The sequence below is a fragment of the Estrella lausannensis genome, assembly GCF_900000175.1.
Classification (GTDB): domain Bacteria; phylum Chlamydiota; class Chlamydiia; order Chlamydiales; family Criblamydiaceae; genus Estrella; species Estrella lausannensis.
This window is the reverse complement of the sequence record NZ_CWGJ01000026.1, coordinates 100,133-124,462: the sequence shown is the minus strand read 5'-3', so window position 1 is coordinate 124,462 and position 24,330 is coordinate 100,133. Positions and strand designations below refer to the sequence as shown.

Below are 24,330 nucleotides of genomic sequence, written 5' to 3'. Positions count from 1 at the left end.
TTCAATTAACAAAGTTCTGCTATAAGTTTATCGACAATCATCTCGGGGTCGGCAGGAACGCTCTTCAGCATCAGCTCCGCCTTGTCAATCGCGATGAGTCCTTTTCTCAGTGAGGCTGCACCGTAGGTGAGCGCCTGTTTTTTGTGCTGCTGTAAAATAAATCCCTTCATATAGGGAAAGAGAGCAGCGATCGCCTCATCATGGCCCTCGCTGGCTAAAATAGCCACTTGCAGCTCCACTTCAAACTGCTGGCGCAGCATTTTGATCTCCGCGATGGCCTGGATGCCTTCTCGCTTAAGGGCCGACTGTATCGAAATTGCCTTTCTGGCGTCCCTGTTAAAAAGCGCTTCCGCCAGTTTAAATACACTTTCTTTGGAAACTGCTTCAGATAATGCCGACACGTCTTTACAGGATATTTTCCTCTTTCCGTCGGTGTAGAGCGTCAGCTTCTCAAGCTCCATGAGAAGCGTGTCCTTATCGCTGCCAATCCATTCGACAAGCAAAGCTGCCGCCGCCGGGTCAAGAGAGGCTTTTCTCTCTTCCGCTTTGGACAGGATCCACTCAACGGCCTGTTTCTCTTTTGCCCAGGGCTTAACTTCCGGCACATCGAGGATAACACCATATTTTTCAACCAATTGGAAAAGGGCGGAGTTTTTCCGCAGCGAAGAGGAGACAAGCGCCAGGCACGCCCCTTTTGCGCTGCCTTTGATCCAATCGTTCAGACGCTCCTGTTCCTTTTTGGCGATCTTGTCGGCCTCTTCCACCACTACCAATTTCATCCCCTGAAAGAGAGAAAGGGTCAACAGCTCATTGAGCAGGGGGGCTACCCCCTCTTTTTCCGGATTCAGGCGGATGACTGTGACACCGGAACCCAAGGCCGAAGAAAGGAGGGTGACAGCTTCTTTGAGATCAAACGGCTCTTTGGAAAGCAAAAGATAGGTCGAAGAGAAGTGCGATGGCGAGGCGCTCTGCAGGTGTTTTTGAAATGCTCTCAAACTGTCGTACTTCATCGACTATTCCCCCTGAAATCATCCCTGCAGATTGTACACGATCCGTCCTCTTAAGGCACGCACATCTTTTCCACAATACAATGTAAATTAATATTTAATTAATCGTTTATTGATAAATTAACACCAACTTACGATTTAATTAATTTACAAAAGATAAGATATTCAACACCTAGATAAATACAAAAAAGGAGTTTTGTATGAGCAGCTACCCAATCACAACCCCATTTCATGAAATTCAGGCCGGTCATGACCGCTATCTGCTTACAGCCCAGGGCGAGGTGATCAAAGAAAAGGCTTACAGTTCCAATTTTGCCAAGGATTTAGCCCACGTTCTGATGGATTCGGAGCGCGCCGACTACATCGCCCGCTGTTTTGATGAGATTTTAGCGCCTAGCTGCCTTAAATGCGACAATCCTAACGCCGCAATGCATGAGTGGAAGGAGGCGCTGAAATACTACGGTTCCCTGCTTGGATCTGACGCTAAAGACATGTACCGCGTGTTCGACTCCTTTGCGCACCAGGAGGTGCGGAGTTTCATTCAGAACAATCCAGAAACCGCCGAGAAGTTTTTCAACGCGATTGCCAAGAGGGAAGGCTACTTAAACTCAGATCTTAGCACCCGCAGTAAAAAAGTTGTGGTTCTGACTTCTTCATCAGGGGGCGGCCACGTCACCACGGCCAACGCCATCAAAGAGATGATCGAAAAAAAAGGATATGAAGCGATTATCCTCAACCAGGATGAGCTCGACAAGCAAAACGACCCTCTTTACCGGGCCGGTGTGAAGTATAAAGGCGAAGAGATCACAATGGCCGAAGTGTACAACCGCGTCTTTCAGCAAGACAACGACTTGAATGCCGCCAATGAGCTTTGGGCGATCGGCAACAGGTTGAAGGCTTTTATTCCAAACGAACAAATGCGAAAAGTAGCCGACAAAATCCGCCACATAAAACCCGCCGCCCTCTTTTCCGTTGCCACCCATCATCAGGAACACGCCTCTTTGGCCAATATGACAGGGACCAAATTGAACTATCTGCACACCGACTTTGACTTCAACAACGCGCTTCTGCCGATTGCCGATAAGGTAAAACCTGACCTTGTCAACTTCTGGATCAATGCTCCGGATCCCGAGATCTTGAAAGGCAAAAAAATCGGCGACTGGGAAGTCTCCCTGCTGCCCTTAATGGGTAAAAATATCTTTGTGGCAGGCTATCCCGTGCGTGGAGCCTTCGTAAAGGAGAACAATCCGGCCAAACTGGACGCTATCCGCAAAGAGAAAGGAATCGAAAGAGGGGAAAAATGCGTCCTTCTATCGATGGGAAGACAGGGAATACGCGATCACATCCTGAAATACCTGAAGATGGCGCTTGATCCGAAGTCAGGAATCGATCAGCCGACAAAAATTGTCGTAATCTGCGGCAAAAATGAGAAGCTTAAAAGTGAGGTCGACGAATTTTTCAAAAGCCTGCCTGCAGATCAAAAATCTCCCTTTGTGACGGTGAAGGCCGAAGGGTTTGTGGATGAAAAAAACATGGCCGATTACTTTAAGATCGCCGACGCGATCATCACCAAGCCGGGAGGAGCCACTTCCGCCGAAGCCGCCGAGATGGGCGTTCCGATGCTGTCTGTCGATCCACACCCCTGGGAAATGCCCAACCAAGCCTATCTGGAAAGACATGGACTGGCCGCCAAGCTGGAAAATGACGAGTCGTTTGTTCATCAGCTCAAGGATCTGATGCAAAGAAAAGAGAGCGGGATCGCATTCAGGCCTGTTGGCTGGAGAGGCGCTCTAAGTAATCTTGTCGCGAAAGATCTGCAAGTGAAAAAACCCTACAGCCCACGCTTGACCAAGCAAGAAGCTTTGGCTTCGCTGTTTTTCAAGAAAATGCAAGGAGAGTTTTCCCGCTTTGCCAAGCAGATGAACATTAAACTGCCCTCTATTTTTGGTGAGAGCCTGATCCGCTTGCCCCTATTCGCTTAAAGCACTCTTTCTGACAGACAACACCAAAAGTGTCTCAAAATTTCTATTTTGAGACACTTTCGGGATATTTCACTAAATCAGTTCTTTCCAACTGTAATAAAGATGTTTTGTCAAAGGAACATAGTGATCGATATGCTGCATTAGATGCTTTTCAAACTCCTCCTTGGGCAACCAGATCAGGGATCGATACTCCCCTTCAGACATGTGCTTGGGACTCGACGAGATAAATTCCTTAACGCGCAGGCGCGCAACTACCTCATAGCCTCTCCCCGCAACGTCATAGATCAGCGACCACCCCTCCGTCGATTCGATATAAGATGGGTGAATATCGGCCTCCTCTGTCAACTCCTTAACAAGCTGCTCCCTTAAATCGATAATCCCCTCATGGCAAGTTGAGCAGTCTATGCTGCCGGAAGGCACCATTTCATAAAAGTTAGGGTAAGAAGAGACATATTGGGAACGTTGTCCGATCAGCACAGCCCCTGAAGAGATCGTCATCCCAGATGTCGAAAGAGGTTTGAAGGAAATTTCGGCAGAGAGCCTGGGATCCCGAAGAAGGGCTAAAACCAGCTTATACTCCACTTTTTCAACAAGCAGCTCCTCATCGCTTGCGGAGACAATCCCTAAAACGTCGCCGTTGTAAAGACTACCCTGCCTAATCTGAAACTCCTTGTCCCATATCTCGTCGATTCTTCTGAGCGACTCATCGCTTAAATGACGTACGTTCTCAACTAAAGTCCCTTTGAAATCTTTTCTGCAGGAGACTTCGACAAACTCATCCATAACGACTCTCAATGTATTCCTTAATTTGCTTCCAATCGGCGACAAAGCGCACATTCTCGCTCTCAAGTGTTGTTCTTTCTCGTGAGAGCATCAGAGTAAAAACTCCAGCGCTCAACGCGGCGCGTGCACCATTTTCGGAGTCTTCGATGGCAATGGCTTCTCCACTTACGACCTGAAGCTTTCTTAATGCCTCCTGATAGGGCATAGGGCTTGGTTTTGATGGCAGTTCATCTTCTTTTGAAACGATCAGATCAAAAGAGAGACCGCTCTTTTTTAGAAACGGTTCGATGAGTCCTTTTTCAGCTGATGTCACAAGGGCTACTTTAAAGCGTTTTTTTAAAAAGCCTACGCAATCCATTGCTCCCGGCAGGGGCACCATTTCCTCTTCGTACAATGGGGCTAATGAGGCTCTCCACTCCTTAAGCATCTCCTCAACACTTTCATTGAAGCCGTATCTTCGCTGAAGCAGCAAGACTCCCTCCTCGATAGTCGGTCCGGTCAGCTCCCTGAATTCACTCTCGGTCGGAGTCACTCCCCGTTTCAGAAGCATCACGCTGTAGGCCTGGAAGAGGAAGGGCATGCTGTCAATCAAAGTCCCGTCAAAATCGATTAAAACCGCCTTCAGCTTGTCGAGATAGGGCATCACCAATCCCCGAAAAGAATACCGCTGCCCGCCTCGATCTCCCTCTTTGCCGTCTTGCCTTCGATCTCTCCGATAAATCGCGGGTGCACTCCAATCGTTTGATTGCCGGGTCTTAAAATGGCAAAGTTGACCCCCTCCGCAAATATTTCTCCCGCTTCGATGTGCCGGGTGGCCTGCAGGCCGCGCCTTGCGAAACGGCGAAGCTCTTCTTCGTTTTGATGGATTCCTTTAAATCCTCCTCCCCTCATCATCTCTGCCTCGCGGACAGATCGAACCATCTCTTTCAACTCCGACGGAAGCACGGCGAAGCTGTGGTCCGGCCCAGGAAGATGGTTGCTTAAGGTGAAATGCTTTTCTATGACCACGCCGCCAAGAGCTGTCGCCATGACGGGAGCAATTATCGGATCGCGGCTATGATCGGAAAGGCCAACCGGACAGCGAAATCTCGCCCTCAAAAATGCCATCGCCGAAAGATTCATGCTGACAGGTTCTGCAGGATACCTGGCGGTACACTGAAGCAGGGTGATATCACTTCCACCAGCTTGTCTGAAAGTCGACACGGCCCAGGCGATCTCATCGACCGTTGATGCCCCTGTTGAAAGAATGAGCGGCTTTTTCGCTTTGGCTGCAAGCTCCAGGAGATGGACATGACCATTTTCATACGAGGCAATCTTGTGACGGGCAACCCAAGGATCAACTTCTTCAAAATCCTTCTCAGAGAAAGGAGTCGACATAAAATCTATCCCGGACTGCCTGCAGTAGGCCGCAAGATCCTCAATCATTTCATAGGGCATCGCCAAATCGGAAAATATCGTACTGACGTCTTCTAAAATTCCCGCATCGGCCAGATACCCTGATTTGCCCGCGTTCTCGACATAGACCGTCTCCGGACGATAGGTCTGGAACTTGACTGCGTTCGCTCCGGCATCTTTGGCGACATCGATCAGCGCTTTCGCCATCGCCTTGTCACGCTTTTTAGATCCCATCCGCCAGTTCGAGCCAGCCTCCGCTATGATATAGACACTCCCCTGCTTTACCTCTTGTTCCAGTTCCTTAAACAGGAGAACCACTTCCAGTGTTTCTCCGGTGTCGTGGACTGTCTTAAAATGCCTTCCCTCTTCTTTAAAGCCCGCGTTGACGAAAGCTTTCACGGAGGCATCGTTTCCTGTTTTAGCCTCTGCCAAAAGCCCAGAAACACCCCTGCCTCGCAAAAGATCATCTAGAGCCCTCAGCGCTCCTGTCGCCACTTTTTTTGACCTGAACTCGGGTGCTATACAGATGGAAACCTCAAGACAGGGAGTTCCGGGTCTTTTGATGTGCTCTGTCTCATTAAACCGCAGGTACCCGGCACGCTTTCCCTCGTGGAGGATGAATACCGGAGGAAATTGCGGGGAGGTGAAGTATCTTCCGACAAACTCGCCAAAAAACTCGTCCGGATGCCGCCTGTTTTGATGAAACGAATTTTTGAGAGTCTCATGGTCGTTTATCCACGGAAGCAGCTGCATTGCATGTTCTTTGACAGGAAGAATCAGCTCAAAACCTATCTCCATTCCTTAAACCTTTTTTTGCTGAATGTGGGCGTTGATGGCAAGCCACTCAGGGTGATTGGACAAAAGGGTGACAATCTCGGGAAGACCGAAATGGGGATGCTTTTCCGCAAGTCCCTCGATGATTTTTGACACGAGCAGAAAATCCTCTTCGGTATCGACTGTCAGCCTGAGCGAAGAAAGATCTTCTTTCTGCTCCATCGAGCCCATGTTAAATAGAGTGGGATGCGTCACGATGTAGTAGGTGACATGCTCCCTCTCCTCTTTGGTATTTGCAGATCGGTTGGCCTGCTCTAATGCCTCGAAGGAGAACACTTCGACATCAAGACCTCTAGGGTATGTTCTTTTGACGCAGTTCGATACATAATCAAAGTGGGAAGAGGGATCTAAAAAGAGCTGGATCGCCTCATCCACAATCGAGGGGTCGATCAGGGGACAGTCTCCTGTGATGCGCACTCCTATATCCGTTCCAAAGCGGCGCATGGCGCCTATGTACCTGGACAGCACATCTTCTGAGTCTCCGCGAAAACACTCCACGGACTCTGAAAGCGCAAGGGCTTCGATAGGATTATCCTCAGGAAGAGTCGTTGTTGCGACAACGATCGAATTGAGGTACTTGCACCTCTGCAGTCTTTCGATGATCCACTGCAGGAGCGGTTTCCCCAAGACTTGTTTTAAAACTTTTCCGGGCAGCCTCGTAGAACCCATCCGGGCTTGGATAATCGCAGAGATAGAAAGATGGCTTTGATATGGCGTCATGCCCTTCATCAAAGACTCTGCGACAGGTAAAAATCAAGAAAAAACTTTCCTCGAGCAAGTCTTCTCTTCAGGAGGGTCGTTATACCGAAAGCGTCACGAAATTTGGCCAGGAAAGGCTGTGAATTGAAAGATTGTCAATGAACCCATATTTTTAGTGCCGGGTGGCTTGCGGTCTTTCAATCTCGGAGAGCCTTCTCTTTACCAAATACCAAATTCCGAGGCACTTTCGGTATAAACCGCCTCTAGCAAGACTTACTCAAGGAAAGAAGCGAAAAGTGTCAGCCCTTTTTTGGACGCGCTTTTCCGAGTTCCCTCATCATTTTGCGCTTCCAGCCTTCGCTTGTCAGCTTCCTTGCAGAGGGAGCCTTTCTTGCAAAGAGTGTGCTTTCACTCTTCTGAATGCTTTTTGCAGCCGGTTTAGCGGCGATTACTTTTTTTTCGCCGCTACTTTCTTTTTTGGCGCTACCGCCTTTTTTACAGGCTTCTTCACACTTTTCGCAGCAGGTGCTTTCTTCACCACTTTTTTCACTACTTTCTTCACACTTTTCGCAGCAGGTGCTTTCTTCACCACTTTTTTCACTACTTTCTTCACTACTTTCGTCTTAGCCGTTGTGGCTTTCTTTTTTACCACCATGGATTACCTCCTTTGGAAGTTCAAAAAGCCGGCAATTCAAGTCAGTGTTTTGCCCGCTTGCAAAGATAAAGCAAATGCCGTGCCAATCATTAAGATTTTAATGGTTTTGACCTGAGCGAGCAGTTACAATTGAGGGACCGAATCTGTCTCGGAATTTGGAATGGGGAATTTGAGAAAGTCCTCAAGATTGAAAGATTGCAAGTCACTTGCTTGGGTTCATGGAAAAAAGGATTGTCCTACATCTTGACATGGATGCCTTCTTCGCTTCGGTGGAAATCCATAAAAATCCGGCCCTTAAGGGAAAACCGGTGGTTATCGGAGGTCCGATCGAAAAGAGAGGAGTTGTATCCACATGCTCTTATGAAGCAAGAGTTTATGGAGTCAGATCCGCCATGCCTCTCATGACTGCCAAACGGCTCTGTCCCGATGCTATTTTCATTCCGGGCGACTACGCTCTGTACCGGGAAATCTCCGACACCATCTTCACTCTCTTCCATCAATTTTCCTCTCAAGTTGAGGAGACCAGTATCGACGAGGGATACATGGACATCACCGAAGAGTCGCTTCACTTCCCTTCTCCACTCGACATAGGCAGGAAGCTTAAACAGGCGATTTGGCACTCCACGGGTCTACCGTCCTCTGTTGGAATCGGACCGAACAAAATGGTCGCCAAAATCGCCTCCTCCCTCAAAAAGCCAAATGCCCTGTGCATGGTGACAGAAACTGAGCTGGACACATTTTTAGAGCCGCTGGACGCTGCCGTCATACCCGGCATCGGCAAAGTCACCGAACAAGAGATGGCCAGGCTGGGCATCAAGACGATCAAAGACTTGAAAGAGAGATCTTTGCAGGAGCTGATCCACGAGTTTGGCGCGCGCGGTTTCCTCTTCTACAACCAGGCACGCGGAGTGGATAACAGAAAAGTCGAAGGACGCTCATCGCCTAAGTCCATCGGTGCCGAGACCACCTTTGACGAGGACCTCTACGATATCACCCTGATCGAATCCAACTTAGCTTCCCTGCTGGAAAAGGCACACAGAAGACTCATGAAGAGGAACTTAAAAACCCGCGGGATGACGCTTAAAATTCGCTACTTCGACTTTAAGACCATCGCGCGCTCGACAAACATCCCATTCTACACCAACGATCTTGAAATCCTCTCCACCCGGGCAAAAACGCTTTTTGAAAGCACCTATCCCGGATACCCCCCCATCCGGCTGATCGGAATCACTTTCGACCGCTTAAACGACGGCTGGTGGCAACCCAACTTATTCTAAGGCTCAAAAGAAAAGCCCCCGAGATTGAGAGAGTGCAAACCACCTCATATTTCTAATATTAGAGGGCTTGCAATCTCTCAATCTCGGGGGCATTCGCTTTGCCAAAATTCGGAATTTGGAGACGCATTCTGCAGAGCGTTACAGACGAATGTTAATTGAAATACCCCTGTTTCAGCATCATTTCACCGTTTAAAACTGCCGCTCCGGCAGCTCCGCGACTCATGTTGTGCGACAAGACGACGAACCGGAAATCAAAGAGGCTGCAGGAGCGCAGCCTCCCGATGCTGACAGCCATCCCGCCATCCAAATCTCTATGCAGCTTAGGCTGAGGAAAAAAGGGCTCTTCATGATAGTGGATGGGGTATTGGGGCGCGGACGGCAACCCTTCGGTTTCTTTGGACCGAAAAGTACGCCACGCCCCGATCAATTCCTGTTGATAAACTTTTTTTCTAATTTTGATTGAAACGCATGCCGTATGGCCATCGGATACTGCAACCCGGTTGGCTTGAGCGGCAATTTTGACCTCCAGTGGGATAATTTTTCCACTCTGAAGCGTTCCCAAGATTTTTTTAGGTTCTGTCTCAATCTTTTCCTCTTCACCAGAGATAAAGGGGATCAGGTTATCATCGATATTCATCGTTTTTTTTGCCTGAATGCCTGCGCCGGATATTGCCTGCATGGTGACAACATGCACTTCTTCCAAGAAAAACAGGTCGTGAATAGGTTTTAGGGCAAGGGCCAATCCCGCCACCACACAGTTGGGGTTCGTGACGATGGAACCGCCTTCTTTTCTCCCTTTCAGCAAGGAGAGATGGTCGCTGTTCACTTCAGGGATTAAGAGCGGCACATCGGCATCGAACCTATGCGTCCTGGCATTGGAGATGACATGATAGCCCTTATCCCGAAACTTACTTTCACACGAGGCGGCAGCCTCCGCATCCAAAGCAGAGAAAAGGACTCGGCATGGGAGATCGAAACGAACCGGATCGATCACTTTCCCGGCAAGGTTTTCAGGCATCGGCTTTCTTTCGCACCACTCGGCCGCTTCTGAATATTTCTTTCCCTGGGATCGATCCGATGCCACTAGAGAAACCACTTCAAACTGAGGATGGTTTGCAAGCATCAGCGCAAGCCGCTGACCGACTCCGCCGGTTGCACCGAGGATGCCAACCTGAATCTTACCTTTCTGCATAAAATACCTTTGAATCCAGAGTGATTGGGGCTTGTAATAGGAGACTGTCCACAAACTACAGTACACCGAAAGTGTCTCAAAATTTCGGATTTTAAGACACTTTCGATGCAAGCCTCGGGAGCTTTTCGGTTAAAAACCGAAAACCATCGCTACCTGGAACCGGAGTCCGCCTCATCTTGAAAAAAGCGGGTCAAGAGTCTCACCATCACTCCTGTTCCCTGTTTGGGAAGGTATTTCTGCTTTGAAGGCAGATAGGCCGTTCCGGCAATATCCAGATGTGCCCAGGGTGTGTCACCGATAAACTCTTGAAGGAAGAGAGCCGCTTTGATCGATCCTCCAGGCCTTCCTCCCGAATTTGCGATATCGGCGATATCGGAATCGAGACTTGAGCGATACTCTTTTGGGAGCGGCATCCGCCACACCCTCTCATAGGTCTTCTCGCCGGCATTGGTCAAAGCTGCCGCAAGAGCGTCATCGTTGGAAAAAAGTCCTGAGAGCTCATGACCGAGTGCTACGATGATCGCTCCCGTCAAGGTAGCGAGATCGATGATCTGCGCCGGCTTAAACTTCTCGATGGCATAGGAAATGGCGTCCGCCAAGATGAGCCTGCCTTCGGCGTCCGTGTTGGCGATCTCGACTGTTTTCCCGCTGTGGCTCCGGTAAACATCTCCCGGCTTGTAACTGGCGCTGTCGATGCCGTTTTCCGCCGATGGAATGACCACTGTGACATTGGTTTTGATCTTAAGCGACGCCAATGCCCGGATGAGGGCCAAAGCGGCAGCGGCGCCGGCCATATCACCTCTCTGGGTTTCTATGGATCCGGTCGGTTTAAGATTCAGCCCGCCGGTATCGAAAGTGATTCCTTTGCCGATGACAGCCGTCCGATGAGTACTTTTTTGATTACCCCGGTACTCCAAGACGATGAGTTTAGGCTCAAGCTTTGACCCTCTAGACACCGCCAAAAGAAGGTCCATCTTCTCGCGCTTGAGGGCACTCCTGCCTAAGACCTTCGCTGTAACGGACGCGAATTCGCGGGCGGTCTCGCGGGCTTTGGCTGCCAAGTAAGATGGAGTGACATCGTCGGCATTGCCGATCACAAGATCGCGGGCATAAAAAACCGCGCCCGTCAGCTTCTGGAGAGCATCGATCTCCTGCTTTGCAAGAACGCTCCTGATCAGGGCTATCTCACTTAGTTGATCGGCATCGCCGCGCGACCGGCCCGTTTTATGGGACTTTAAAGGATATGCGGCAAGCAGCATCCCTTCTAAAAAGGCCTCTTCGACTTGATTGTGGGGAATCTTATGATGTACGGGAGGCAAAAGAGAGAGGCTTTGGATTTTTAGCCCTTTTACCTTTTCATAGGCGGAAGCTGCAGCCCTCCTGAAAGTTTCAGCAGTGGCATCCTGCTCTTTACCCAGGCCGACCAGCAGCAGGCGTTTTTCTTTGAAGCCATGGTCATAGTAGAGGACAGCCTCTCCCTCTTTAGCCTTGAAATCCCGGAGTACTCCCCAGTCGTTCCACCGAACCCCTTTGACATCGCGGAAAGCCGCTTGAGCCTCGCTGCCCTTATTCCAAAAGGGAACAAGCAGGAGATCCCTGGCTTTTCTTTTAGCGAAAGAAGGTTCAGAGGTAACGTGCCTGATCATCTGCTTTATCCTTTAGAATGGGATGGGATCTTCGTCATGGATTTCCATTTCTTCACTTCGACCCTGATGCGGCTTTGCCTGATAGGCAGGCGCTTCCTGACCGTATGAGGAGGATGAACCATAGCGTCCGGACTGCTGTTGCGTCCCCTGAGCCTGTTGTTCATTGTCATTACGATCGTTAAAGGGTGGGAAGTGAAGGCTTCTTGCAGTAGCCTCATAGGAGATCTGGGGCTGACCGGATTTGTCCTGATAGATCTCAAGCTTGTTCATTTCGGCGACGATGTAGATCGCTTTTCCTTTTTTGAAATAGGTCAGCATCTTGTCGAACTGATCACCCCATACAGTCACTCGCCACCAGATAGTCTCTTCCTGGCCGCCTTTGCGCACTTTGGTCGCAACACGCAGGGTCGTTACCTTTTGTCCGCCAGGAGTATAGCGCATCTCAGGATCGGCTCCGAGGTAGCCCATGATATGCAACAGATTCATATGTCAAACTCCACGTTTGTTTTTTGTACTACCGTCATTTTTACCATACAACGGCTAAAAAAGACAGCATCAAAGAATCCTTGAAGCAAGGGCTAACAAATCAGATATAAAGCAAACTAAATGAAACTATGGCGAAAGCGTCTCAAAATTTGGATTTTGGCTTTGAGAAAGCCTCGGGATTGAATGATCGCAAGCCACCTCATATTTCTAATATTAGGTGGCTTGCGATCATTCAATCGCGAGAGCTTTCTCTTTGCCAAAATCCAAATTTTGAGACAATTTCGGTATACTTAAGAATTTTCGTTCTCACTCGCGCCTTGCCTCTCGGCAATGGTCGCTCGCTCCGGACAAAAATTCTTAAGGCCCTTCTGGCCAAATTTCCAACTCTCCAAGCTGTTTCGGTATAGGTCACCTAAGACTAGAAACATGAAGCAACTTACAACTTTTCAATCTCGAGGTTTTCGCTAAATTAAAATCCCCCATTTCAAAGCCTTTCAGTATTAATTTTTCTGCATAACAACGCTTGATATGGCCCCATCACGCTTAAAAATTTCGAGCAAACCTTCGCTACGGGCACACCCGTTCAAAACAATATTTTGAAATTTGTTTTAGCTAGGATGTCTCTCTGGAGTAAATCAAAAGGGAGTGAATGTTGGGTGAGTTGAAAGTAAAGATAGTGCTGGCGCTCCTGAGAACGCCAACACGCCATGAAAGGAGAAATTTAGATCTTGATAAAACCTTCACCGGGTTTTCCGCTGCCTGGTCTAAGCGAGGGGCCAGCACCACCGGCTGCTCCTGCTGTCGCAGGCTTCGTGTCGCCGGGTTCACGGCCTTCAGAAACGTCTTGGCAGATCTTGCGCCATTTTTCAACAGTCTCAACATAGAGAGGGGCAAAAGCTCTCAAGGCAGAAGAAACAGCATGCTCCATATCGATAGTGCAATGCATCAAGATCAGTTCTTCCTTGGTCGCTACGCCGCATCCGCCGCCAGCCATCTGACCGCCCAGCATGGAGCCTTCCAGAAGCTTCTCGTACAATTTGAGCTTGGTTTTGTCATCTCTGGGAAGCCCGTCGAGGAGAGGAGAATAAAGATACATCCTCTTTGAGTTTGGTTCATATGTAATATGAAGCGAAAACTCATCGTCAATACCAAGGATACAGGTATTGTTTTCATCGAACTCAAGCCCTTCGAGGCCCAGTTCTTTGCCGAATTCTTTTAAATTTTGCTTGGCATTTTCAAAGGACATACTAAAGCCTCCCCTAAATTGATATCGCTCGCGTACGGCCTAAAAGGCGCGAGCATTTATTGAGTTTGTTATTACTTTAATTATACAGAATGCCTAATTTAAAGCACTATCCAGATTTCGGCCCTGATTGAAAGTCCCCTCTCTAGACCTCCTGTAAACGCTTTAACGGTTTAAAGGTCAACACTATACCAAAACAACTTAATAAGCAGTGCCTACATTAAATAGGACAATCTTTGGAGAGCTGCTTCAAAAACGTTTAACGAAATGAGAAGCAAAGACAATGCCAAATCGATTAAATCGGCCTCTATACCGAAAGTTTCTCATAAATTGGTTTTTGGCAAAGAGAAAGCTCTCGCGATTGAAAGATTACAAGTTACCTAATATTAGAAATATGAGGTAACTTGTAATCTTTCAATCCCGAGGCTTTCTCAAAGCCAAAATCCCAACTTTTGAGATACTTTCGGTATACACCGAAAGCATCTCAAAATTTAAGATGTGGCTTTTGGACCTTTTCGGTGAGAGGCTGCTGAGAAACCCAAGTCAGCAGGCTTTGCCGCCGATTGCCGCTAGCGGAAAAAAATTCATGTGTCTTTCCACCAGGCAAAACGAGGAGCTGTGCCGATGGCTCCTCAAAATTGGGTATTGAGCGCTTTCGATGCGTTAGCTTCTCAGCACCGCAAGTACATGTTCGCAACCCGACTTGCCGCAAGTGCAGCCGACAGGGTCTCCGAGATACACGCTATAGCGTTCATTGCCATCGATCCTGTTGATCACGGAGTAGAGCTGTTCTCCGGTTTGTTCAATGCGCCACTCCTGGAAGACAAGCTCTTCCGCGGCCACTTCCTCTTCTTCAACTTGATGCGGAGTGACATCGGGCTGCGCTCCAAGCCCTCTTTGAATGGCTCTCGCAATCTGGCAATGCGGACAATTGCAATGCGGCTCCGCCTTAGGCAGATCCACCTTCATCTCCGGGGCGATGGCTTTCGAGACAGCCTCGACTTTACTGAGAATCTCAGGCGGGAGAAGGGGCGAGTTTCTCATTGCAAAGTTGTGCTGCATCGCATTGCCTAAAGACTCCATTCCCATCATGCCAAAGCGAATAGCCTGTTCCGCTTCCTTGGCGAACCCTTCCGGAAAAGGGGCGGAAGACGCCTTCTCTTTTGTTTGCTCTTTTGCATCGAGCGCTTTTTGATGAAAGGAGAAAATCATCTCGATCTGCTCTCTGGAAAGGCCGGGCACCTTGGCCTGAAAGCCATCGGAAAGAGAGACGATCAAGAGATCACCGTCCATGCGGAGCATCCTGACGTGCGCCCAGGTTGTGGAAAGATAAGGGGGGATGCTTAAAATTGTTTCATTAATTTTCATCGCGAGACCTCCGGGAGGTTGTATGCAAGACAGCTAAAGACATGATAGTCAACCTGGCCTTTAGCTAACCGCTAGCTTGACTGATATCCCTATTATACTAAAAAAGGGAATAGCCTTCAACTGATTTAGCACTCGAATCACTAGACTGCTACTTCCACATCTATTTTTCCCCCTTGCCCAAATACCTTATTATCCCGTTTATTGAGTATGCCGAAAGTGTCTCAAAATTTGAGTTCGTGGACAGCCTCTTACAGCCCCGCTACCCAATTTTAAGACTCTGTCGGTATACCCAGCGGAAAAGAAAAATTAGGGCGGGATGCCGGGATTTCACATTCCTACTAGCAAACATACTCAACCATATTAAAATCAGAGACCTAACGTGAGCAAAACATTCATTCTCGACACCAACGTTCTGTTACATGATCCCGAATCAATTCTCAAGTTCCCCAAATCGCACATTGCCATCCCAATCACTGTGATCGAAGAGCTTGACAAGATGAAGAGGCTCCAAAATGAGCTCGGCCGAAACTCAAGAGCCGTCTTCCGGCTGCTCGTCTCTTTAAGTCAAACAGGGCAAGGCACTTTTCACTCCGGGATCAAGCTGGATAATCATTCCCAACTGCGCATCGAGCTGGAAGACTCCTCCGATCTGGTAAGTAAACTTCCCGGTTCATCAAGCGACAACCGCATCATCGCTTCAGCTCTCCGGCTTCACTATAATGGAGTCAAGGTGGTGTTTGTATCCAAAGACTTCGCCGCAAGAATCAAAGCCGAGGCGCTAGGGATCGAAACGGAAGATTACGAAAATCTGAAATTTTCCTATGACACACTCTATAAAGGAATCAGGGATCTGCCCACGACCAAAACCAATATAGACCACTTTTTTAAAGACGGACATGTAACAATAGAGGGATTGGAAGCCAGACCCAACGAATATTTCATCCTTACCTCGCCGGAAAACTCCTCGGCAGTGGCAAAATATGACCTGAGAGAGGATCGCCTTCGCCATCTCATCCGGTCACAAAACATTTGGGGAATCCACCCACGCAACGTCGAACAGCGCTGCGCTATCGATCTGCTTTTACGCGACGACATCAAACTTGTTACCATGCTCGGTCCGGCCGGTACAGGAAAGACCCTTCTAGCTCTTGCCTGCGGCCTCCGCAAAGTATTTGACGAGGGAACCTACAGTAAAATTCTGATCAGCCGCCCGATCATTCCCCTCGGTCGGGATATCGGATACCTTCCCGGAACCAAGGAAGAGAAGCTCTTCCACTGGATGCAACCGATTTATGACAACCTGGAAATTCTCTGCACCTCCTCAGGTAACGAGCCGCGCGAAACGCTCGAATGGGTGCTCCAGAGCAAAAAAATCGAGATGGAAGCGGTTACCTACATCCGGGGAAGATCGCTGCCGAAAATGTATATCATTGTCGACGAAGCACAGAACTTGACGCCCCATGAAGTCAAAACCATCGTCTCCCGCGCCGGCGAAGGGACCAAAGTGATCTTGACCGGGGATCCAACCCAGATTGACAACCCCTATCTGGACAAGGATTCCAACGCTTTGACCTACGTCATCGGCCGCTTCGCCGATCAACCCATCTACGGCAACATCTTCATGAACAAGACCGAAAGATCAGAGCTTGCGGCCATCGCAACGGAAGTTCTTTAGGAAAACTTGAATTTGAGACTGTTCTCAAACTTAAAATCGTATGATTTTAAGTTTGTGAACTGTCTATTAAGCGCCAAAAGCAGAGGGTTGTTGATAGATTTGCACGTCCAGATCTTCACCGCCCTCGCGCAAAATTCCCCTTGAATTGCCCTGAATTAGGGATCTCACATAGCCGGCCACGAAATTCTTCGCTGGAAATGTGGAGTGCTTGCCCACTTTTGTCTTTCCTAGCCGATCCAAAATCGGGTTCAGGCGCGCATAGCATATATCGACCTCTTCGTGGTTTTTGGACGCCAGTACCTTCAGTGTAAACGCTTGCTGATAAACTGCGTCGACGCACTGAATCGTAAGCGCCTGGTTGCGGTAGAATTTGGCAGAACTCTCTTCTCCTTGCAGTATGGCAAGAGTGTGCCCGGCACCTAAAAGCTTGGCCACGCTCAAGACAAAGGGGGCTTGATGGCTTAGAAGAGTGATTTGCCGTATCCTCATCAACTCCCCTTGAGGATCAAGCCCCTCTTCGATCCAAACCCCCTTCTTCTCGGCGATGGTTCGCCACACCCTCCTATCAGTTGAAAGTGTGTAAAACTCTTTGGAGACTGATTTCAACTGCAGCAAATCCTCAATATCGAGGTTTTCGCAGATGTTTAACAGAAGCTCGCGGGGAAGAGATAGTAAAAAACTATTATCAACATAAGTATTATTTAAACAAATTTCAAAAGACATATGGTCCACCAATTTAATTAATGATGCACCAATAATAACAAGGCGCAAAGCTTTTGACAATAACACCAAAAGTTAACTATTATTAACTTTTTGTTATCAATCAGGAATTCTTATGCACTCGCTCCAGCAACTGACGACATTCATTACGGTTGTGGAAGAAAACGGCTTTACCCAGGCAGGAAGGAAACTGGGTCTGACCAACGCCGCTGTCAGCAAGCAGATCGCCAAACTGGAGAGCACCCTGAAGGCGGAGTTATTGAAAAGAACGACAAGGCATATTTCCCTGACGGAGAGCGGCCTGATTTTTCTCGAGCACGCCAAAAAGATCGCACAAGAGTTGCGTGAGCTTGAAAATGCTTTTTCCGGAATGAGAAAGGCCCCTTCAGGGCACTTGCGGGTAGGTAGCTCGACTTACTTTTCAAACTACTTCCTAATTCCCCATCTTCCCGAATTTTTCCGCCTCTACCCTAATGTCACTGTGGACATATTAACGATCGAGCGCATCCTGGACCTCTTCAAAGAAGGCGTCGATATCAACATGGGACACTCCTATGTCGGCGGCCCCGATGATATCCACCGCAAGTTGGGTGAAACAAGGTACGCCTACCTGGCTTCTCCTGCCTACCTGAAACAATTCGGAACGCCTGAAAAGCCCTCTGACCTCCTCAAGCATCGTTACATTACCCATTCCGCAAGACGGCAAGAAAAAATACTCACTTTTAAAAACAATGTGAAAATCACTTTAGATCCCTTCATGCGTATCAATGACAGCAAAGTGATGATCGAATGCGCCCTGCAAGGCCTGGGCATCGTCAAGCTGCACCGCTATATTGTCAAAGATGATCTAGATAATGGTAAACTGGTGGAGGTGTTGAAAGGGTATGACGAGTCTGTTCAGCCGATCTACCTGTGCTATCAACCGCACAGAATACTCCCGCCAAAAATCCGCTGTTTTGTCGACTTCATCTGTTCAAAGATCAACAAAGAGGTTTTTTGACACGGCTCCTTGAAGAGAATGCTCCACTGCAAATCACATTTTACAACAAATCATTTTACTGAAATTTTTATATGACACATTTGAAAGCCAAACTAGCTCAGATAACTCTCTCTTTTTTACTATTCCATCACACCTTAAGTTCTGAGATTGTCAACACCTTTTACGGTGCCCTGGACGTGCAGGAACCGGTCCTTTTAGAGCTGATCGAAAGTCCAAGTTTTACAAGGCTGAAATCAGTCCGCCAATATGGTGTCGTCTACTACACCGAATTTCCCGAAGAGTACACCCGCTATGATCACTCGTTGGGTGTGTTTCACATTCTGCGCGTCAAAGGAGCGTCCCTAAAAGAGCAGATCGCCGGGCTTCTCCACGATGCATCCCACACTGCCTTTTCACATGTCGGCGACTGGATCTTTGATAAGATTGGCGCAGAGAAGGACTATCAAAATTCGATCCACGTAGAATATCTGGAACGATCCGGGCTGGCGACAATCTTGGGTAAATACGGATACACCGCTGAGGAAATGCAGCCTGTCTCTGAGCTCTATCCAATGCTGGAGCAAAAGGGCCCTGCTCTCTGCGCCGACCGCATTGAGTACAACATCCAGGGAGCCTATCATCAGGGGTTCATCACCCGCGAAGAAGCGGCGGAAATCCTTGACGATTTCCGCTACATCGACGGCGACTGGATCGCGACAGATCTTAAGCGCATGAAAAAACTAGTCTCCTTCTCCCTTTACATGACCGAACACTGCTGGGGCGGCGTCAACAACTACCTGGCCTCCCGATGGCTTGCCGAGTCCATCCTACGAGCTGTCGAACTCGGGATTCTGACATGGGACGCTATTCATTTTGGAGTCGATGAGGCGATCTGGCTAACTCTCTTCGAAAGCCCCGATCCTGAAATTCAGGCAAGAATGCGCAAAATCCTGGATGTGCCAAGCTACTTCATCCTAACCGATGAGGCGGATGCCGACTTGAAGTTCAACTCCAAATTCAGGGGGATCAACCCCTGGGTACTCGTAAATGGGAAAAAGGTGCGTCTGCTTGAAACGGATTTTCTTCTGCACAAAGCCTGGACGGAGGTACAAGAGCGGGTGCAGAAGGGATGGTCGGTGAAACTGATCGATCCGCTAGCGGAGAAAACGCCAAACACGACAGCTCTTCAGGAAACTTCTTCTTTTGGAGAGCAGAGATGAGATCCTCTCTCCTTTCAATTCAGACTACTTTCCCTTGGGAAATAAATAATCTGCTAACCTATAATATTGACTCCGTGTTACTTCAAACACCTGACCCGCTGAGGCGCAATGAACAAAAGTTCTGAATTCTCTTTTATGCTGAAGCCCTCTTCCATTGGAGGAGTCGGAGTCTTCGCAACCCATGACCTGAGCGAAGGAGCCGAGGTTTTTACCGGCACTTTTTCTCCCAAAAAAATGAAGCTAGAGGATGTCCCCGGCCCCCTTCGGCAATATTGCATCTATATTAACGACGAGGAGTGCCTTTGCCCCGAGAAGTTCGACCGAATGGAGATCGACTGGTTTGTCAACCACTCCAATACCCCCAATGTCGCCAAAACTCCCGAAGGGAAGGTCTTTACCCTAAGGAAAATCAAGGCTGGGGAAGAAATTGTGTGCGATTACAACTTGCTCAATGAGCCCGACCACTTAAAAGAAGAGTACTACCGACCATCCAAGAGGTAATAACATGCCGAAGCTGACTCTTTCTTGTATGCCCGATCTGTTTGCCATAGCGCGCCTCAACCCGTTAGACAATATCCCTGCCTGGTCCTTACAAGGCAGTTTTTTTGCGATCACGAAAACTGAGGATGAGCTCTCTATTGTATGTCAGGACAAATTTGTTCCTAACGGTGTGAAGGTGGAAAGAGGATGGCGGGGATTTAAGGTGGAAGGCCCGCTCGACTTTGGACTGACAGGGATTCTATCCTCTCTTACAAAGCCTCTGGCTGAAGCAAAAATTAGCATTTTCGCCCTATCGACGTTTGATACGGATTATCTCCTTGTCAAACAGGAAAATCTCGAAAAAGCCGCCACTACCCTCGCTACCTTCTGCACGATCATTCGCGGCTGAACTTGCTACCTGGGAACGATATTGAGGTTAAACCTCAAAATGTTTTCCGGGTCATAAGCCAATTTCAGCTCGCGAAGCCTCCTGGCGTTCTGGAGATAGGCTCCCTGCACGTTATCATCTCCCTCGCTGACAAAATTGACATAGACCCCGCCTGACGAGAAGGGTTTGGCTTCCTCATACAAAAGACGCGCCCATTGGATGCAAGGCTCGTCGTCAACCTTATCAATCCACCTTGTATGGACGTTCATGATAAAATTCACATCACGATGAGGATAGGCGGTAGAGTCTTTTTCAACCGCATTCGTTTTGCCGCCCATCTGGCCAATGAAGATTTCCGAAGCTTTAGAAGGAAGTGTTGCCGCGTATTGCAGAAGGGTATCGATCAAGTCATCGGATAACTCAATGAAATTGTGTGATTTCCAATAATTGCGAGCCCCGGGTGTCAGCATGGGGTCGAACGCTTTTTGAAAAAATTCAAAAGGAGCAGGCCCGAGACCATCTCCAAGAGCAGTTCCGAAACTTTTTAAGCGGACAAGGCACTCCTCTCCCTGATCCACAGGACCATTGTAGACTCCCACCAAGATAATGACGGGATTTCCGTGGTTTTTTGCATCGATGAAAGGAAAGGGAGGTGCATGCCTCAGTACTGCCCACACAGTCAATTCTTCAGGACACTCTTTGCAAAAATCGCGATATTTTTGAAGGACCTCTTTTCCCTCCTTCATGCTAAAGACGACGGGTCCACAAAAAAGCATAGGCCCGACAGAGTGCAGCCTGAACTTGAACGAGGTGACGATACCGAAGTTGCCTCCTCCTCCAGAAAGCCCCCAGAAAAGATCCGGATGATTCTCGCTATCGCACACGATGCGTTCACCCTCGACAGTGACAACCTCGGCCGACAAAAGATTATCAGATGTCAAACCAAGAGAGCGGCTGAGCCACCCAAAGCCCCCGCCGAGAGCCAGTCCTGAAATACCGGTCGTCGAATTAATTCCTAAAGGGAGAGCCAGGCCGTACACTTGTGTTTCATGGTCGATGTCGGCCAGCGTCGCGCCCGGGGAAGCGATGAGCGTTTTGGAAACCGGATCGACGAAAACCGCCCGCATTTCGCTCAAGTCAATGAGCAGCGCGTCATCATGCAGCGCCCTGCCTGCGATGTTGTGCCCTGCACCCCGGACGGATATCAACAGATTAAATTTTTTGGCAAACCGCACAGCGTAGATCACATCGGCAACTCCCGCCGAGCGGATGATCAAGGCCGGCTTTTGATCGATCATGCCATTCCAGACTTTACGCACTTCATCATAGTCTAGATCGACCGGCAGAATCACCTTTCCCTTGAGCTGCATGCGCAGTTCATTGAGAGCCGCATCCGAAATTTCTGCGAGCTCACCGTGGACATTGATCGCCCTAGCACCCATAAAGCCCCTCCTTCCTCTTTGTCGAAATGAGTTCAAAACCGACAACAGAGGATACTGATTTGAGTTTGCGGACAGTCTCTAGGATCTCTCACTTTCCATTATATACCCCTTTCAGTTCCTGTGCATCTTTTGGATTAAGGCACGTTATATCGAGAGCATCTCAAAACTGGTGATCTGAAACACTTTCGATATAATAGACTTAAATTCAAGGACTTTCCCAAAGAATCCCGCCGTTGATTCTATGCAAACATGTCAGATAAGTCCTGTGCCCTCCCCGATCCTTCGAGAAAACTAAAATGACATCCGGCTACACACTGATGGAATGGATCTTAGCTGAAAATCGAACCTCCCAAAGCCTTTGACCATTAAAGTTATATACACTTACCCCGTCCCGACTTTCAAATGCGGAGACCAGATAGACCTCGCCGCAGTCGACGATCATCTTCTCTTGGTTATACCGACAGTATCTCAAAATTTGGCATGAGAGCTTTAAGAAAGCCTCGGGATTGAATAATCGCAAAGAAAACAAGCGACTGGGCTGCCAACGCATTTTTCATTACTTTCACTCCCGGCATAGTTTTTAAACCGTTAAAAGTAAGAAGACAATGAATTACCACCTTCTATTATTTCAACAACAAGCCGCCCCAAGATAATTAAAAATGGTTTACAAATGGGACGATTTTAAGCAAATGTAAAGAGACACACCGAAACTGTCTCAAAATCTCAAATTTGAGACAGTTTGGTATAGCGTGAAAGAAGGATCGTCATGAGTTCAGAACACCTCTTGAAATTCAGTAAAATTCCACCCGATGAGCATACGGAAGGCGGCATGCGTATCAAGGCCAGCAAGAGTAATTTTCCAATACTCCGCGGGATGTCTCTCTACAAGCTAATTCTGGAGGTGAACGGGATTCGTGAACCCCACTGGCATGCCAATGCCGATGAGCTGGGATATTGCTTAAAAGGCAAAGTTTTAATCACGCTCTATCACACGGGCGATGCTAAAGCGACCTTTCTGGTGCAGCCAGGAGAGGTATTTTTAATCCCCTCCGGGGCTTTGCATCATATCGAAAACGTCGGCGATGAGAGAGCTGAACTGATTTTAAACTTTTCAAGCGAAGACACAGAGGATTTTCCTCTCTCCAGCTCTCTCGGAATGTTTACGGATGCTGTCTTAGGCAATACATGGAATGTCGATAAACAGGTCTTTCAGCCCCTGAAACGATCCCTGAACAGCGTGTTTGCCACGCTGCGCAAAAACCCCGTATCGGTTCCGGAGGACGCGCGCTACTCAACGCCTTATCGCTACGCTGTCGAAGCGTCAAAGCCCCTTGTTATCAATGAAGGAGGCACAGCCCGCATGGCTCGGCAAAATACCTGGCCGATCGCAAAAAACCAAGCCCTCTATTCCCTCACCCTGACAGGACAGGGAATGCGCGAGCCGCATTGGCACCCCGAAACTGCCGAGCTGGGATATGTGGCAGAGGGCAGAGGCCGCATGTCCATTCAAAGCCCCTCCGGCCAAGTAGACACCTATGTGATGGAAAAGGGGGATATCTACTTTATTCCCAAAGCGTATCCGCACCATATTGAAAATCTCGAATCGACGCCCCTGCACCTGTTGATCTTTTTCGACCAGGGAATGCCGCGGGATATCGGGTTTACAGCGAGTGTCCGTGCCTATTCCGATGAAGTTTTAGCTTCCGTTTTAGACACTAGCCCCGATCTTTTTGAAAAGCTGCCCAAATACTATGCCGATTTGTTTATCGTCGAGAAAGTCAATCCACTCGACACATGATAGGATTTTAATTGGATTTCAGGTGATAGTACCTCTCCAGAAATTGCTTCAGGCAAAGGGCGTTGTTGTGCTCTTGATCCCGCGCGCCATAGACAAGAGTCACCGCTCCCATCTTCAGGGCATCGACGATGGGATTTAGCTCCTCTCGATTAGCCTCTAATTCGCTTAAATACTTCCGCTGGAACTCAGCCCACTTCTCCGGGTCATGAGAAAACCATTTCCTTAGATCTAGGCTGGGGGCGACGCTTTTAAGCCATAAATCGAGCTGCATCTCTTCCTTGGTTTTTCCTCTCGGCCACAACCCATCCACTAAAATGCGAACGCCGTCATCCACAGACGGAGGATCATAAGCTCTTTTTATCTTCAATTTCCCCATCTTAGCTGACGATTTGCTTTTCATAGCCCCCCACTTAAGCACCCTAGCGCTCTGCTTACTGAATTGGGATTTATCGCGAATGTCTCAAAATTCGGATTTGGCAGATAGAGAGAGCTCCCATGCCGAATCTTGAAACCCTTTCGGTATGCTTGAGCCCACCATAAGAAGATTGGTTGAAAAATGTAAATTATTTATTCAACCCATAACTGTATCGGAAATTTTAGCTTGAGAGACGCGTCATCGGAAAAGGGATTACTCTAATCTAGCGAAAATCTCAATCCACTTGGTTTTTCACTAGAAATAGCGACTTATCCAGCAAGGCGAAAAAGTCCTGATAGACAACAGGATCATCAACAGTTCTTTCTCCATACGTTGTGTTCGCTCTGACAGTGACTAGATTGGGCGCTTTTTCCCTAATAGTCACAGTCACTTTGACACTGATGCCCGTACTGAATTTTGATGCCGATATCGCACCCAAGTCCGCATCCACCTTATCAAGAATGAAATTGAGATCCTGAAGCGTTGCAATGGATGCTCTCATCGCCTGCTTTTTCGAGACCTGTTCATACTCGCGGGTTTGAGCCTGGCGAATCATGAGTTGCGACTCTGTGGATGTGATGGCGGCAGTTGGCGCCGGGCGGCAGTTGGCGCCGCCCAACCGGTCAAAACCAACGGAATTAAAATG

At 48.5% G+C, this 24,330-nt stretch carries 23 protein-coding genes; 8 read left to right on the top strand and 15 right to left on the bottom strand.

Annotation, left to right across the window (positions count from 1 at the left end):
- Window positions 1-5 precede the first annotated feature (5 nt).
- Window positions 6-1,010 (bottom strand): DNA polymerase III subunit delta, encoded by a 1,005-nt coding sequence (gene holA / locus ELAC_RS09745; RefSeq protein WP_098039098.1) that lies wholly within the window; start codon window positions 1,008-1,010, stop codon window positions 6-8.
- Window positions 1,011-1,207: 197 nt separating this feature from the next.
- Between holA and ELAC_RS09740 the strand changes: the two genes are divergently transcribed.
- Window positions 1,208-2,989, top strand: coding sequence for a glycosyltransferase (locus ELAC_RS09740; RefSeq protein WP_098039097.1), 1,782 nt, complete (start codon window positions 1,208-1,210; stop codon window positions 2,987-2,989).
- A gap of 72 nt (window positions 2,990-3,061) precedes the next feature.
- Here ELAC_RS09740 and ELAC_RS09735 read toward each other — a convergent pair whose 3' ends face one another.
- The 5 genes from ELAC_RS09735 to ELAC_RS09715 all read right to left on the bottom strand — a co-directional run bounded on the left by ELAC_RS09735 (window position 3,062) and on the right by ELAC_RS09715 (window position 7,355).
- Window positions 3,062-3,772 carry a hypothetical protein gene (locus tag ELAC_RS09735; RefSeq protein WP_098039096.1) on the bottom strand — a complete coding sequence of 237 codons (711 nt, stop codon included), beginning with the start codon at window positions 3,770-3,772 and terminating at the stop codon, window positions 3,062-3,064.
- On the bottom strand, window positions 3,765-4,415 hold the full coding sequence (locus ELAC_RS09730; protein WP_098039095.1) for an HAD family hydrolase: 651 nt from the start codon (window positions 4,413-4,415) through the stop codon (window positions 3,765-3,767). Before ELAC_RS09730 ends, ELAC_RS09735 begins: the two co-directional genes overlap by 8 nt.
- Window positions 4,415-5,965 carry a GNAT family N-acetyltransferase gene (locus tag ELAC_RS09725; RefSeq protein WP_098039094.1) on the bottom strand — a complete coding sequence of 517 codons (1,551 nt, stop codon included), beginning with the start codon at window positions 5,963-5,965 and terminating at the stop codon, window positions 4,415-4,417. Before ELAC_RS09725 ends, ELAC_RS09730 begins: the two co-directional genes overlap by 1 nt.
- Before the next feature lie 3 nt (window positions 5,966-5,968).
- Window positions 5,969-6,721, bottom strand: a complete 753-nt coding sequence (locus ELAC_RS09720; RefSeq protein WP_098039159.1) for a cytidylyltransferase domain-containing protein — start codon at window positions 6,719-6,721, stop codon at window positions 5,969-5,971.
- Window positions 6,722-7,148: 427 nt separating this feature from the next.
- Window positions 7,149-7,355 (bottom strand): hypothetical protein, encoded by a 207-nt coding sequence (locus ELAC_RS09715; protein ID WP_098039093.1) that lies wholly within the window; start codon window positions 7,353-7,355, stop codon window positions 7,149-7,151.
- A gap of 218 nt (window positions 7,356-7,573) precedes the next feature.
- Between ELAC_RS09715 and dinB the strand changes: the two genes are divergently transcribed.
- The gene (dinB, locus tag ELAC_RS09710; RefSeq protein ID WP_098039092.1) at window positions 7,574-8,632 is read left to right on the top strand and encodes a DNA polymerase IV; all 1,059 of its coding nucleotides are present in this window, start codon (window positions 7,574-7,576) and stop codon (window positions 8,630-8,632) included.
- 151 nt (window positions 8,633-8,783) lie between these two features.
- On the opposite strand, the gene asd is transcribed toward dinB, so the two are convergent.
- From asd to ELAC_RS09680, 5 genes are all read right to left on the bottom strand, one after another.
- The gene (gene asd / locus ELAC_RS09705) at window positions 8,784-9,824 is read right to left on the bottom strand and encodes an aspartate-semialdehyde dehydrogenase (protein WP_098039091.1); all 1,041 of its coding nucleotides are present in this window, start codon (window positions 9,822-9,824) and stop codon (window positions 8,784-8,786) included.
- A gap of 149 nt (window positions 9,825-9,973) precedes the next feature.
- The gene (locus ELAC_RS09700; protein ID WP_098039090.1) at window positions 9,974-11,470 is read right to left on the bottom strand and encodes a leucyl aminopeptidase; all 1,497 of its coding nucleotides are present in this window, start codon (window positions 11,468-11,470) and stop codon (window positions 9,974-9,976) included.
- A 12-nt stretch (window positions 11,471-11,482) separates the two neighbouring features.
- A complete protein-coding gene (gene ssb / locus ELAC_RS09695) occupies window positions 11,483-11,956 on the bottom strand; it encodes a single-stranded DNA-binding protein (RefSeq protein ID WP_098039089.1) in 474 nt (157 codons plus the stop codon).
- Window positions 11,957-12,677: 721 nt separating this feature from the next.
- On the bottom strand, window positions 12,678-13,202 hold the full coding sequence (locus ELAC_RS09685; protein ID WP_098039087.1) for a CesT family type III secretion system chaperone: 525 nt from the start codon (window positions 13,200-13,202) through the stop codon (window positions 12,678-12,680).
- Between the two features lie 660 nt (window positions 13,203-13,862).
- Complete coding sequence (locus tag ELAC_RS09680; RefSeq protein WP_098039086.1) at window positions 13,863-14,567, bottom strand: hypothetical protein; 705 nt, start codon at window positions 14,565-14,567, stop codon at window positions 13,863-13,865.
- 379 nt (window positions 14,568-14,946) lie between these two features.
- Between ELAC_RS09680 and ELAC_RS09675 the strand changes: the two genes are divergently transcribed.
- Window positions 14,947-16,242, top strand: coding sequence for a PhoH family protein (locus tag ELAC_RS09675; protein ID WP_098039085.1), 1,296 nt, complete (start codon window positions 14,947-14,949; stop codon window positions 16,240-16,242).
- A gap of 66 nt (window positions 16,243-16,308) precedes the next feature.
- Here the strand turns inward: ELAC_RS09675 and ELAC_RS09670 are convergent, their stop codons facing one another.
- Window positions 16,309-16,965 carry an F-box protein gene (locus ELAC_RS09670; protein WP_098039084.1) on the bottom strand — a complete coding sequence of 219 codons (657 nt, stop codon included), beginning with the start codon at window positions 16,963-16,965 and terminating at the stop codon, window positions 16,309-16,311.
- Between the two features lie 112 nt (window positions 16,966-17,077).
- Here ELAC_RS09670 and ELAC_RS09665 point away from each other — a divergent pair, with 112 nt between their 5' ends.
- From ELAC_RS09665 to ELAC_RS09650, 4 genes are all read left to right on the top strand, one after another.
- Window positions 17,078-17,962, top strand: coding sequence for a LysR family transcriptional regulator (locus ELAC_RS09665; protein WP_098039083.1), 885 nt, complete (start codon window positions 17,078-17,080; stop codon window positions 17,960-17,962).
- 71 nt (window positions 17,963-18,033) lie between these two features.
- A complete protein-coding gene (locus tag ELAC_RS09660) occupies window positions 18,034-19,161 on the top strand; it encodes an HD domain-containing protein (protein WP_098039082.1) in 1,128 nt (375 codons plus the stop codon).
- 108 nt (window positions 19,162-19,269) lie between these two features.
- Window positions 19,270-19,662, top strand: a complete 393-nt coding sequence (locus ELAC_RS09655) for an SET domain-containing protein-lysine N-methyltransferase (RefSeq protein WP_098039081.1) — start codon at window positions 19,270-19,272, stop codon at window positions 19,660-19,662.
- 4 nt (window positions 19,663-19,666) lie between these two features.
- Complete coding sequence (locus ELAC_RS09650) at window positions 19,667-20,050, top strand: ACT domain-containing protein (protein WP_098039080.1); 384 nt, start codon at window positions 19,667-19,669, stop codon at window positions 20,048-20,050.
- A 5-nt stretch (window positions 20,051-20,055) separates the two neighbouring features.
- On the opposite strand, the gene ELAC_RS09645 is transcribed toward ELAC_RS09650, so the two are convergent.
- Window positions 20,056-21,471, bottom strand: coding sequence for an FAD-binding oxidoreductase (locus ELAC_RS09645; protein ID WP_098039079.1), 1,416 nt, complete (start codon window positions 21,469-21,471; stop codon window positions 20,056-20,058).
- 766 nt (window positions 21,472-22,237) lie between these two features.
- On the opposite strand from ELAC_RS09645, the gene ELAC_RS09640 reads away from it, so the two are divergent.
- The gene (locus ELAC_RS09640) at window positions 22,238-23,269 is read left to right on the top strand and encodes a cupin domain-containing protein (protein ID WP_098039078.1); all 1,032 of its coding nucleotides are present in this window, start codon (window positions 22,238-22,240) and stop codon (window positions 23,267-23,269) included.
- 7 nt (window positions 23,270-23,276) lie between these two features.
- On the opposite strand, the gene ELAC_RS09635 is transcribed toward ELAC_RS09640, so the two are convergent.
- Both ELAC_RS09635 and ELAC_RS09630 read right to left on the bottom strand, forming a co-directional pair.
- Window positions 23,277-23,669, bottom strand: a complete 393-nt coding sequence (locus ELAC_RS09635; RefSeq protein WP_239414497.1) for a DUF488 domain-containing protein — start codon at window positions 23,667-23,669, stop codon at window positions 23,277-23,279.
- Between the two features lie 250 nt (window positions 23,670-23,919).
- The gene (locus ELAC_RS09630) at window positions 23,920-24,303 is read right to left on the bottom strand and encodes a hypothetical protein (protein WP_158227866.1); all 384 of its coding nucleotides are present in this window, start codon (window positions 24,301-24,303) and stop codon (window positions 23,920-23,922) included.
- Window positions 24,304-24,330 lie beyond the last annotated feature (27 nt).